Origin of the sequence: Aliidiomarina minuta (genome assembly GCF_003987145.1) — a bacterium.
GTDB classification, from domain to species: Bacteria; Pseudomonadota; Gammaproteobacteria; order Enterobacterales; family Alteromonadaceae; genus Aliidiomarina; species Aliidiomarina minuta.
In genome coordinates, this window is record NZ_PIPL01000001.1 from 1,413,310 (window position 1) to 1,425,399 (window position 12,090).

Here is a 12,090-nt window from a genome sequence, read left to right on the forward strand (position 1 = left end):
CCCGGGTTTAACACCCAGGGGTTCCGTTTTGGTCAGAGTGCGTTACCTGGGCAACGCATTCCTGGGTTAATGACCAGTTGCAGCCCCTGATCCTTTCGGATAACGGATAGACTCAACCAGCTCCTGTATCTCTTCTGGTGCATCTTTAGTGAACTTCAACACAACATTAGCCACAATGAAGTTCAGAATCATGCCTACAGTACCTATGCCTTCAGGCGAAATCTCTAAGAACCACTCATCCGGCCCGGCGGTCGGGTTGATGAACTTAAAGTAGACAATATAGGACAATGTAAAGAGTATACCAGTTACCATACCGGCAATAGCACCCGTGCTATTCATGCGTTTATGGAAGATACCCATAATAATCGCAGGGAAAAAGGATGCTGCTGCCAGACCGAACGCGAAGGCAACCACCTCGGCAACAAAGCCTGGCGGATTAATACCAAAGTAAGCACCGATCAGAACCGCCACACCCGCTGCAATACGCGCGTATAAGAGTTCCTGCCTGTCAGTGATATTGGGCTTCAGGGTTCGTTTCAGTAAGTCATGGGACACCGAACTGGATATCACCAGCAACAAACCTGCTGACGTTGATAATGCCGCAGCAACACCACCAGCAGCCACTAAAGCAACTACCCAGTTTGGCAAATTACCGATTTCAGGACTGGCAAGTACAATGATGTCCGCATCTACACTCGTATTATGACGCTCATCATTAGAGAAGAACATAGGCTCTTCACCAGCACGGGCTTCTTCACTCACCTGTATCAAACCAGTACGTTCCCAGTTGGTTATCCAGGTCGGTGCATCTTCGTACATGACCCCCTGCTGATCCGGGCCGTTAATCGTATTCAACACGTTGACCTTGGTAATCGAGGCAATTGCTGGTGCTGTTGTATAAACCACAGCAATAAATACCAGAGCCCAACCACCTGAACGACGTGCGTCACTCACTTTAGGTACGGTGAAGAAACGAATAATAACGTGCGGTAAACCAGCGGTACCCACCATCAACGCAAGCGTGATAGCAAATATATCCAGGGTTGCCTTACTACCTTCGGTATAAGCATCAAAGCCTAATTCCGTAGACAAGCCGTCCAGACGTTCCAGCAGGAAAGCACCGGAACCATCGGCAAGCGTTGCACCAAAGCCGGTTTGCGGTAACACGTGACCTGTCATCTGAAAAGAGATGAACACCGCAGGTACTGTGTAGGCAAAAGCCAGAATACAATACTGGGCAACCTGAGTATAAGTAATGCCTTTCATGCCGCCTAACAGGGTGTAGAAATAAACCATCGCCATGCCGATAAGCACGCCCATAGTAATATCCACTTCCAGGAAGCGACTGAAAACTACGCCCACACCACGCATTTGACCGGCGATGTAAGTAAAGGACACCAGAATGGCACAAATAACAGCCACGGTACGGGCAGTCTGTGAGTAGTAACGGTCACCAATGAAATCCGGTACCGTGAACTTACCAAATTTACGCAAGTAAGGCGCTAAACACAGCGCCAGTAGTACGTAACCACCGGTCCAGCCCATCAAGTACACACTGCCGTCATAACCTAAAAAGGAGATTAAACCGGCCATCGAAATGAAGGAAGCTGCCGACATCCAGTCTGCTGCCGTTGCCATACCATTAGCAACGGGTGGTACACCACCGCCAGCAACATAAAAGTCATTGGTTGAACCCGCCCGGGCCCAGATAGCAATACCTATATACAAGGCGAAGGTCAAGCCAACGACAATAAAGGTTAAAGTCTGAATATCCATTATTTACTCCTCCTCGACCTGATATTTTTTATCCAGCTTATTCATCTGCCGGATATAGATAAAAATCAGCACGATGAAGGTGTAAATCGCGCCCTGCTGGGCAAACCAAAAACCCAGTTTAAAGCCAAAAAATTGGATCTGGTTAAGCCAGTCCGCCAGAATAATGCCGAATCCGAAAGAGACAATAAACCAGACTGACAGCAACTTAAGCATCAGTGCTAAATTCTCTTTCCAATAGGCTTTGGCATGGTCTTCTGATTCAAATCCCATGGAAACGCCCTCCAAGTGTTGTTATAAAAAGTTATAGTAGTTATGTCACAGCTGACTGTATCAGCGCGCAGGGAAAGCGGAATTGGACATTAGTCGTATTGGACCTTAGTCGTAGAGCCTGCTGTACGGAGCCTTCAATATTGCGCATACCCTTGCAACCCGTTACATTGAGGCAAGTTTGCCCACACTCATACAGGAACCTTCATGAGCTGGATTCTGATACTCAGCGGCCTGATTTATATTGCTTTACTGTTTGCCATTGCGGTCTGGGGTGACAAGCGCAAAAGCCTTGGGTATCAGTGGAGTTTGCATCCCAGCGTCTATGCCTTGTCTCTGGCTATTTACTGCACATCATGGACTTATTACGGTGCTATCGGTAATGCGGCCACTGCAGGCTGGAGCTTCTTGCCTATCCTGCTCGGCCCTATGCTGCTGTATATTTTCGGTATTTCAGTAGTACGTAAGATGGTGGCGGTCAGTAAGCAACAGAACACTACTTCTATTGCCGACTTTATTGCCTCCCGTTATGGCAAACAGCATCGCATGGCGCTGGTTATTACTATTATTGCCGCACTTGCGATCGTGCCTTATATCGCGTTGCAACTTAAAGCCGTAGGTCTCAGCTTTACCGCTGTTATTGGCGCTGACGACCCGACTGCCGCATATTCCCTGAAGGAGCTCGTGGTTGCCCTGTTAATGGCCGCGTTCGCCATTATGTTCGGTACCCGTCATATTGATGTCACTCAATACCGCAGCGGCCTGATGTTAGCGATTGCGTTCGAGTCGGCTGTTAAGCTCTTAGCCTTATTAGCGGCGGCAATCGTCGCCTGGTATTTATTACGTAGCGGCACCTCGCTGAGTTTCACCGCACAGCTACAAAGCCTGAATCTGAATCCAGGATGGACCCTGAGCGGCGCTTTAACACCCCTTTTCATTATCCAGTTGTTTATGGCGGCCGGCGCTATTCTTTGTTTGCCGCGTCAGTTTCATGTCACCGTTATTGATAACGTGCACTTGTCGCACCTGAGTACCGCACGCTGGCTGTTTCCGCTTTATTTATTACTGACCTCACTGGCGATTGCGGTCATAGCCATAGCCGGTAGCCACCTGTTACCCGAGCATATAGACGGCAGCACCTATTCCCTGCTGCTGCCGCTAAATGCGGGTTTTGAAGCCCTTACTTTAATTATTTATCTAGGCGGTATTTCCGCTGCCACCGCTATGGTGGTCATAGCGACGCTGACGTTAAGTACCATGGTCAGTAACGATGTCATTATGCCGCTAGTGTTAAAACGTGATGTCGGCCGTATGCCTCAGGCGCGCCGCTTCTATCGAAAACTGTTACTAGTCCGACGGGTCGCTATTACCAGCATCTTGATCATGGGCTGGGTCTGTTATCACTTCTGGCTGGCGGATCTGAACCTGGTCAGCATGGGCTTACTGGCATTCTCTGTGGTCATACAGCTACTACCGGCTATGTTAGGCGGATTATACTGGCGCCGGGGCCAGGCTCAGGGTGTTTATATGGGACTGAGCGCAGGTTTTATTACCTGGGTGGTAGCTATTTTATTGCCCTTGCTCGGTGGCGGTATAACCAGTCCTCAGGAAACCGAAACTATCATTACCTATGGCGCTTTGCTGAGCGTCAGCGCCAATACGCTGGCTTATATATTATTCAGCCTGCTTGCAATACCCAGCCTCCTGGATAAAATTCAGGCAATGGCCTTTGTACGACCTCGCGACAGTGAAATCCCACAGCAACCGACTCAGCAGCACCAGGCACGCGGGCGTGATCTGAAAATGCTAATGCAGACATTTTTAGGCCGTGAACGCACCGATCAGCTACTGAACGATTACAAACAACAACATGATATTCAATTAAATGCGCTGGCTGCACCCCACTTTATCGACTTCACAGAACGCACCATTGCCGGGGTGCTAGGCGCTGCCACGGCTCGTTCACTGGTTGACGCCGCTCTGGCCGACCGTCAGCTAAACCTGGAAGAAGTGGTCCATTTCTTCGACGACACCACCCAGGCCTTGCAAACGCAACAGTCAATTATGTTCAGCTCGCTGGAGAATCTGGCTCAGGGCATTTCCGTAGTGGACGCTGACTTACGCCTGGTGGTATGGAATAAACGTTATCTGGATCTTTTCCAGTACCCCGACGGTATGGTGCAGCCAGGCCGTCCCATTGCCGACTTAATCCGTTTCAATGCGGAACGAGGTGAGTGCGGAGTGGGTAAAATTGAAGACCTGGTCGAGAAACGACTGCGCCATATGCAACACGGCTCTCCTCACCGCTTTATTCGCCGCCGCAGCGACGGGCGCATTATTGAGATGGTTGGTAATCCGCTACCCAATGGTGGCTTTGTCACCAGTTTTTCAGACGTAACTGAACATATTGAAACCCAGCAGGCCCTGGAAGATGCCAATATTGATCTGGAAGCCCGCATTCAAAGCCGCACTAAACAGGTGCGCGAAGTCAACCGTGAACTGACTGAAGAAGTCGTGCATCGCCGGGAAATTGAAAAAGAATTAAAAGCAGCTAAAGCGGAAGCAGAAGGCGCTAACGCCAGCAAAACCAAATTCCTCGCGTTAGCCAGTCATGACATACTGCAACCGCTGAATGCAGCGCGTCTTTACCTTTCTGCGGTGGATCAGGACCAGCTGGAAAGTAAACAGCAAAGCCTGTTACACAAAGTTGATACGGCGCTGGACTCGACAGAAAACTTACTGTCGACTTTGCTAGCGATTGCCAAAATGGAACAGGGAGCCCTGCAGCCTAAGCTCAAACATGTTGATCTGAACACTATTCTGCCCCCCTTAATCAACGAATATAATGTACTGGCGGAGCAACGCAAACTCGGTTTTCATGCCCATGTAAGATCCTCACTGGTTGTTCACACCGACCCGACTTATTTACGTCGCATCATCCAGAACTTCCTCTCCAATGCGATTAAGTATACGGACACAGGTCGTGTTGTACTGGGTGTTCGGGTGCGTGGCCGACTGGTCGAAATAAGCGTGTGGGATACCGGACCTGGCATTCCGGAGCAGCAACATAAAACCATATTCGAAGCTTTTATCCGCTACCACAAAGGGACCACCAGCGGTGTTGGACTGGGTTTAAGTGTTGCCCAACGCATGGCGCAGCAATTGGCCTGCCCTATTCAGATTCGTTCTACTTTAGGCAAAGGCAGCTGCTTTTCAGTACGTATTCCAATGGGCGAAGCTGTCCATGTTATTCGTCAGAAACCACAACGCGTGTCGTCAGCGACTACCTCTGAGCTGCATTTTTTATGCGTCGATGATAACCCGGAAAACCTCCACGCCATGCGCGCGTTGCTCGATAAGTGGGGCTGCACCTGTGATTGCTTCACTTCCGTTACGGAAGCCATTGCATTCGCCAAAAATAATCCTGAACCTGATGGTTTATTACTTGATTATCAACTGGATGAAGAAAGCGATGGTCTGAATCTGGCGCAGGCTTTAAAAGAGGTATGGGGTGAATTTCTGCCTGGAGCGCTGGTTACGGCAGTACAGGATCCGGAAGTTAAAAAGCAGGCGCGCCAGGCGGGTTTACAGTTTTTGTCCAAACCCGTTAAGCCGGCTCAGCTGAAAGCGCTGTTACAGCATATACAACGCCTTAAAAACAAACGCGTTTAATCCTGGGCAGCTTGTTCCTCGGGTGGGGCAAGCTGCAAACGTTCGGCAAGTAGCACTGCCTGAGTGCGACTATACACATCCAGCTTGCGGAAAATGGCGGTCATGTGTGCCTTCACGGTCGCTTCAGTGATACCCAATTGGTAGGCAATCTGTTTATTCAGCAAACCTTCGTGTACCAGAAAAAGCACGCGGTATTGTTGCGGAGTCAGGGCAGACACTTTGTCGGCTAACTCTATATCGGCCCGGGACAGAGCCTGTACCTGAGAACGTACCTGCTCGGGCACCCATTCATCACCCTCTAAAATACTGGCAATGGCTTCTGCAATGCTTTTTGACGACATAGACTTAGGAATAAAACCTAAAGCACCAAAGCCAATGCAGCGCCCTATCACCTGAGTATCTTCACTCCCTGAGATAATAGCGACAGGCAATAATGGAAAGTCTTCCCGAATACGAATCAGACCATAGAGATCACCGCTACCCGGCATATGCAGGTCCAGCAACAGAAGATCGATATCATCATCGGCATGCAAAACATCCAGGGTGCTTTCCAGGCTGTCTGCTTCCAGAATCTGAAGATCAACGAAATGATTCGCGAGGGCACCTTGCAGTGCCTCGCGAAATAAGGGGTGGTCGTCTGCTATTAAAAGTTTGGTCATAACGCCTCAGAACCGCGCCGTCCAAACTGCTGACGGGGCTTACTTGTTCAAACGGTTGTCTATAAGTGACTCTACCACACTCGGATCCGCAAGCGTAGAGGTGTCACCCAGGCTCTCATGTTCGTTCGCCGCAATTTTACGCAAAATACGACGCATGATTTTACCGGACCGTGTTTTAGGCAGGCCCGGTGCCCATTGAATATGATCGGGAGTGGCAATGGGGCTCAGTTCCTGACGCACCCATTTGATCAATTCAGCACGCAGTTCGTCACTGGTGTCTACACCATCAACCACAGTTACATAGACATAAATGCCCTGCCCTTTAAGATCATGGGGAAAACCCACCACAGCCGCTTCAGCCACCGCTTCATGAGCTACCAAAGCGCTCTCAATTTCCGCAGTGCCTAAACGGTGTCCGGAGACGTTAAGAACATCGTCGACACGACCGGTAATCCAAAGATCGCCGTCTTCGTCTATCCGGGCGCCGTCGCCGGTGAAATAAACACCGTCATAAGTACTGAAGTAGGTCTGCTCAAAGCGTTCGTGATCGCCCCACAAGGTACGTGCCTGACCTGGCCAGGAATCCAGTATCACCAGGTTACCTGAGCTGGCACCTTCCAGGTGATTACCTTCATTATCCACCAGTGCGGGTCGTACGCCAAAGAAAGGCGTCATTGCAGCACCTGGTTTCATATCACTGGCTGCCGGCAACGGAGAAATCATAATGCCGCCGGTTTCTGTCTGCCAGAAGGTATCCATAATCGGACATTGAGAGTTACCAATGACGCTGTGATACCACTCCCAGGCTTCCGGGTTAATGGGTTCGCCCACACTGCCAAGGATACGCAGACTGTCTCGTTTGGTGCCTCGTGCGGCCGCATCGCCTTTCGCCATTAAGGCACGAATAGCAGTCGGTGCCGTATACAGAATGTTGACCTTGTGCTTGTCGATAATTTTCGCAATGCGGGTCTCATCCGGATAGGTAGGCACACCTTCAAACATCAGGGTAGTCGTACCGTTCGCTAATGGTCCGTAAACGATATAACTGTGTCCGGTAATCCAGCCTACATCAGCTGCACACCAATAAATATCGTCTTCACGGATATCGAATACATATTCGTGGGTCATGGAAACATACACCATATAACCACCGGTGGAATGCAGGACCCCTTTAGGAGTGCCGGTTGAGCCTGAGGTATACAGAATAAACAGCGGGTCTTCGGCAAACATTACTTCCGCCGGGCAGTCAGTATCGCAATCACCAATCAGTTCATGCCACCAGACATCCAGATCGTCGTTCCAGTCGCCCTGGGTATCGGTGTGTTTGAACACCACAACGTTGTCCACGGTAGGACAGGCGCCCTTTGCCACCGCTTTATCTACATTCGCTTTTAAAGGTACGCCTTTGCCGCCGCGGCGGCCTTCATTGGCGGTAATAATAACTTTAGCTTCGCAATCATTAACCCGATCGGCGATAGCATTTGGCGAAAAACCGCCAAAAATAACCGAGTGAATAGCCCCTAAACGGGCACAAGCCAGCATGGCGTAAGCCGCTTCCGGAACCATCGGCATATAAATAGCAACCCGGTGTCCCTTTTTAACACCCAGCTTTTTCAGGCCATTGGCAAAACGGGTAACCTGCTCGTGCAATTCACGGTAAGTAATATGTTTCTGCTCGTCGACATCGTCACCTTCCCAGATAATCGCGGTTTTATCAGCGCGTTCGGGTAAATGACGATCAACGCAGTTATAACAAGCGTTTAAAGTGCCATCACGGAACCACTCTATTTTCACATTATCTTTATCGAATTGAGTATTTTTCACCTGACCATAAGGAGTGAACCAGGTAATGCGCTTACCATGTTGGGACCAGAATGTGTCCGGGTCAGCAATAGATTGATTGTACATTTCCTGATACTTGGCAGGATCCAGGCGCGCTTCGTTTTTTAGTTCAGCCGGCATTGGATATTTCGCTTGTGCCATGATGACTCCTCCATAATTCTAATGTGCTGCTATTTGTACTCGTTTCCGGGGGTGAAAACCTATTAGACCATAGTCTAGATTGACCCTTATAGGTACTTTGTTCGATGCTGAACCCCATCTTCAGTCATTTAATGAGGTCAGCAAATGAATAATTCACAAAAAATAACAAGCGCAGTTGCAGGCAGCTTACTAGCTCTGGGTTCCTTTGGGCTTTCTGCAAGTGCCCTTGCTGACACAGAATATCGTGTTGGTGGTTATATTAAAGCAGATTTTATGACCAGCCGTTTCTCTGACGGCAAGATACCAGGCGGAAGCATAGGCCGGGACTTCTATATTCCAGGCCTGACCCCAGTAGGGGGAGCTGACAGCAACACGGTAACCGACTTCCATGCGCGCGAGTCACGTTTTTTCTTTGAAGCCACACAGCAACTAGAAAACGGCGAGAGCATTCGTGGTTATTTTGAATTTGATTTTCTGGGCACAGCTGGGGGGGATGGCCGAGTCACCAGTTCTTACTCACCTCGCGTACGGCATGCGTTCATCGCTTACCGCAACTGGACGGTCGGCCAGTTCTGGAGTAACTTCCAGGAACTGGCTATCATTCCCGAAGCTCCTGATTTTGTAGGGGTTGCCGACGGAATCGTCTTTAACCGCCAGCCGCAACTTCGTTATACGTTTGATAATGGCTGGTCGTTTTCTATCGAAGCTCCCGAAACTACAGTGACTCCCTATCAGGGCGGAAACGCGCGTATTACCACTGGCGATACCGCGATGCCCGATTTAACCGCACGTTATGCTCAACAGAACGGAGACGTGTTTTACAGCATTGCCGGTATCCTGCGTCGTCTGGAGTACCGCAACAACGCTGCAGGCATTAGTGATACCGAAATGGGGTACGGAGTAAGCCTGGCATTAAAATGGGATATCGGTCCTCATGATATTCGCACCAGTGTTGTGCACGGTCCGGGTCTGGGTCGTTATGTAGGCATTAATCTTGCTAACGGCGCTGTGCTGACTGAAGATCTAAATCTGGATGCTATTGATGTAACTGGTTTCTCTTTTGCTTACCGCCATGTCTGGAGCGATCGCTACCGGACCAACCTGATCTATTCACGTGCCGATGTCGATAACAGCGAAATGCTGGCAGGTATCGAGAGTAACGATGGTACAGAACGTTTCGCCGCTAACCTGATGTATCAGGCTAACGAACGTCTGGTATTGGGTGCCGAGTTAAGTCGTGCTACACGCACTTTGCTCAGTGATGCCGATGGCCATATGGATCGCCTGCAGTTTTCGGCCAGTTATAGTTTCTAAAGTTTGCCGCTAACGACTAGCCGCCCTTCGTGGGCGGCTTTTTTTTACCTCCCTCGACAAATATAGGTTTTTGCTCCGACTTTGGTACAATGCTGATCGTGGGAGGAAGCTATGCCAAATAATGATAGCCCCGAATTTCGTCAGCTCATGAGCGATGTTCAACCATTAAAAGGTGAAGCTGTCGCCGAAGTGCGTCAGCCTCATGCGTCGACACTGGCACAAGAGGAACGCCGACGTGCAGCTGTTGAATCAGCAAAACTTTCTGTTGCTGAACAACTACCGGAACAGGTAACAGACTGGGTCGAGCCGCTGGAAACCATTAGCTGGCGACGCGACGGTGTGCAGGATGGTGTATTCCGGCGTTTAAAGCGCGGTCAATATGAAATACAGGCCAGCCTTAACCTGCATCAGCATCGGGTAAGTCAGGCCAGACTGGCGGTAGCCGACTTTATTCAGCAGTGCTACCAGAAAGGGGTACGCAATGCGCTGATTATTCATGGCATGGGTCGGCAAAGCAAACCTCAGCCAGCGTTATTAAAAAGTCTTTGTCGGCAATGGCTGCCCCTGTTGAACCAGGTACTGGCATTCCACAGCGCACGACCGGAACATGGTGGTGCCGGTGCAAGCTATGTCATAATCCGGAAAAATACCGCTGCTAAAATAGCTACCAAAGAATTAAACCGACGTCGTTAAATAGGAACTACAATTATGTTCAGAAGTATATTCATAAGCCTGACACTGATTACCAGTATGGCTTTCAGTGTGTCGGCAAAAGCTGAAGAAGCGCCTCGTAATCTGATTATGGTCATCGGCGACGGTATGGGGTTCCCTTATTTATCCGCTTACCGTTATTTTAAAGATGGCCGCGGTATGACCGACCAGGCCGATATGGAGCATACTATTTTTGATCGCTACCTGGTCGGCGCAGCCAGCACTTATCCGGCCGATGGTACCCTGGTAACAGATTCAGCTGCCAGCGGCACTGCTCTGGCGACAGGTTATAAAACATACAATGGCGCCATTGGAGTGGATGCTGATGAACAGCCGCTAAAAAACATGATGGAATATGCCAACGAGCGTGGCTTTCTGACCGGTACCATAGCGACCACCCGGGTCACTCATGCAACCCCAGCCAGCTTTTTTGCTCATGTACCGCAACGCCGCATGGAAGCAGAAATAGCCGACCAATACGCGACCCGTAATGAAGACGGCAGCTGGAAGTTCGATTTGATGCTAGGTAGCGGGCGCCAATTTTTCGTTCGCGAAGGCGATGAAGAAAATGAAGCAGTGGACCACCTGGAGTACTTCCGTAACCACGGAATGCGAGTGGTTAGCAGCTATGAAGACTTGCAGACCCAGCAGCGCCTGCCATTGATTGGGCTCTTTCATGATCGCGACTTTCCTTATGTTATTGATGACGAAAAACGTCTGAAAATGATGGTTGAAGAAAGCCTGCGCCTGTTAGAAAACGCTGATCAACCCTACGTCATCATGATTGAAGCGGCCATGATCGACTGGTGTGGTCATGGCAATGATATTGGTTGTGCTATGCACGAAATGGCAGAACTTGACCAACTCCTTGAATTCCTGATCCCTTATGTTGAAGAACAGGGCGATACCGCACTCGTGGTTACGGCTGACCACTCTACGGGTGGCCTGACTTTAGGAGCTGACGGCGAATACCAGTTCCGTGCCAGCGAAATCAATAAAATTGGCCGTAGTCTTCGCCTGATGGCGACTGAACTGAAAGACATGCCAGGCATTGACTGGGACGACTACATTGAGGCACACCTGCCTTTCCCGCTAAGTACAGAGCAGCAGTCGGAGCTTAAACGGGTAGCCAGTTACGAAGGTGATAATCACCGGGAAGCTATTAATGATGTGCTACGCGATATTGTTGGTTATCACACCCGCGCGGGCTGGACTACCAGCGGCCATACCGGTGAAGATGTACCGGTAATAGCAGCCGGCCCCTGGGCTGAACACTTCCGAGGCACCCAGGATCAAACGGATATCGCCAGGCAATTTATTGAGTGGATTAAAGTTCAGGATTAAAAAATAACGCCCTCGTACTGCGAGGGTGTCCAAAGGAAGGGGATTGAATTGCAGGCATTGAGAGCCGCTACCGGGCGACAAGACCCGTAGGGCATTGAGGTTTTCCAGCGTTTCCACGGCAGGCCAAGCCTGCCCTACCAGAATCAGCCCCGTAGGGCAGGCTCCGCCTGCCGTGGGAGTTATCCGGTTGCACTATGTACCGTCCGCACGCGCAACTTTATGCACGCTCTCATGTACGTGACCATCCAAACAACCATTCATGCCGCCATCCATGCAACAAGGAACCTGATACCAGGCGAGAACCGAAGGGCATCGAGGTTTGCCAGCGTTTCCACGGCAGGCCGAGCCTGCCCTACCAGAATCA

General features: G+C 50.1%; 8 protein-coding genes. 4 read left to right on the plus strand and 4 right to left on the minus strand.

Going from position 1 to position 12,090, the window contains the following annotated elements; genetic code table 11:
* Positions 1 to 66: 66 nt before the first annotated feature.
* Together CWE09_RS06785 and CWE09_RS06790 are read right to left on the minus strand one after the other, a co-directional pair.
* Positions 67 to 1,776: a sodium:solute symporter family protein gene (locus CWE09_RS06785; RefSeq protein ID WP_126803221.1), complete on the minus strand. Its 1,710-nt coding sequence runs from the start codon at positions 1,774 to 1,776 to the stop codon at positions 67 to 69.
* Between the two features lie 3 nt (positions 1,777 to 1,779).
* Positions 1,780 to 2,046, minus strand: coding sequence for a DUF4212 domain-containing protein (locus CWE09_RS06790; RefSeq protein WP_126803222.1), 267 nt, complete (start codon positions 2,044 to 2,046; stop codon positions 1,780 to 1,782).
* A 204-nt stretch (positions 2,047 to 2,250) separates the two neighbouring features.
* Here CWE09_RS06790 and CWE09_RS06795 point away from each other — a divergent pair, with 204 nt between their 5' ends.
* Positions 2,251 to 5,715, plus strand: coding sequence for a PAS domain-containing hybrid sensor histidine kinase/response regulator (locus CWE09_RS06795; RefSeq protein WP_126803223.1), 3,465 nt, complete (start codon positions 2,251 to 2,253; stop codon positions 5,713 to 5,715).
* On the opposite strand, the gene CWE09_RS06800 is transcribed toward CWE09_RS06795, so the two are convergent.
* Complete coding sequence (locus tag CWE09_RS06800) at positions 5,712 to 6,374, minus strand: response regulator transcription factor (RefSeq protein WP_126803224.1); 663 nt, start codon at positions 6,372 to 6,374, stop codon at positions 5,712 to 5,714. The two genes, CWE09_RS06795 and CWE09_RS06800, sit on opposite strands and share 4 nt — an antisense overlap.
* A 39-nt stretch (positions 6,375 to 6,413) precedes the next feature.
* Positions 6,414 to 8,357: an acetate--CoA ligase gene (gene acs / locus CWE09_RS06805; protein WP_126803225.1), complete on the minus strand. Its 1,944-nt coding sequence runs from the start codon at positions 8,355 to 8,357 to the stop codon at positions 6,414 to 6,416.
* Positions 8,358 to 8,501: 144 nt separating this feature from the next.
* On the opposite strand from acs, the gene CWE09_RS06810 reads away from it, so the two are divergent.
* From CWE09_RS06810 to CWE09_RS06820, 3 genes are all read left to right on the plus strand, one after another.
* Positions 8,502 to 9,671 (plus strand): DcaP family trimeric outer membrane transporter, encoded by a 1,170-nt coding sequence (locus tag CWE09_RS06810; protein WP_126803226.1) that lies wholly within the window; start codon positions 8,502 to 8,504, stop codon positions 9,669 to 9,671.
* Between the two features lie 111 nt (positions 9,672 to 9,782).
* Positions 9,783 to 10,364 carry a DNA endonuclease SmrA gene (gene smrA / locus CWE09_RS06815; RefSeq protein ID WP_126803227.1) on the plus strand — a complete coding sequence of 194 codons (582 nt, stop codon included), beginning with the start codon at positions 9,783 to 9,785 and terminating at the stop codon, positions 10,362 to 10,364.
* Between the two features lie 15 nt (positions 10,365 to 10,379).
* Positions 10,380 to 11,726 (plus strand): alkaline phosphatase, encoded by a 1,347-nt coding sequence (locus CWE09_RS06820; RefSeq protein WP_126803228.1) that lies wholly within the window; start codon positions 10,380 to 10,382, stop codon positions 11,724 to 11,726.
* Positions 11,727 to 12,090: the final 364 nt, after the last annotated feature.

What these genes read in the sequence shown, in the direction of transcription:
- CWE09_RS06785 (WP_126803221.1), bottom strand. Translation starts at nt 1,776, where the DNA reads ATGGATATTCAGACTTTAACCTTTATTGTCGTTGGCTTGACCTTCGCC.
- CWE09_RS06790 (WP_126803222.1), bottom strand. Translation starts at nt 2,046, where the DNA reads ATGGGATTTGAATCAGAAGACCATGCCAAAGCCTATTGGAAAGAGAAT.
- CWE09_RS06795 (WP_126803223.1), top strand. Translation starts at nt 2,251, where the DNA reads ATGAGCTGGATTCTGATACTCAGCGGCCTGATTTATATTGCTTTACTG.
- CWE09_RS06800 (WP_126803224.1), bottom strand. Translation starts at nt 6,374, where the DNA reads ATGACCAAACTTTTAATAGCAGACGACCACCCCTTATTTCGCGAGGCA.
- acs (WP_126803225.1), bottom strand. Translation starts at nt 8,357, where the DNA reads ATGGCACAAGCGAAATATCCAATGCCGGCTGAACTAAAAAACGAAGCG.
- CWE09_RS06810 (WP_126803226.1), top strand. Translation starts at nt 8,502, where the DNA reads ATGAATAATTCACAAAAAATAACAAGCGCAGTTGCAGGCAGCTTACTA.
- smrA (WP_126803227.1), top strand. Translation starts at nt 9,783, where the DNA reads ATGCCAAATAATGATAGCCCCGAATTTCGTCAGCTCATGAGCGATGTT.
- CWE09_RS06820 (WP_126803228.1), top strand. Translation starts at nt 10,380, where the DNA reads ATGTTCAGAAGTATATTCATAAGCCTGACACTGATTACCAGTATGGCT.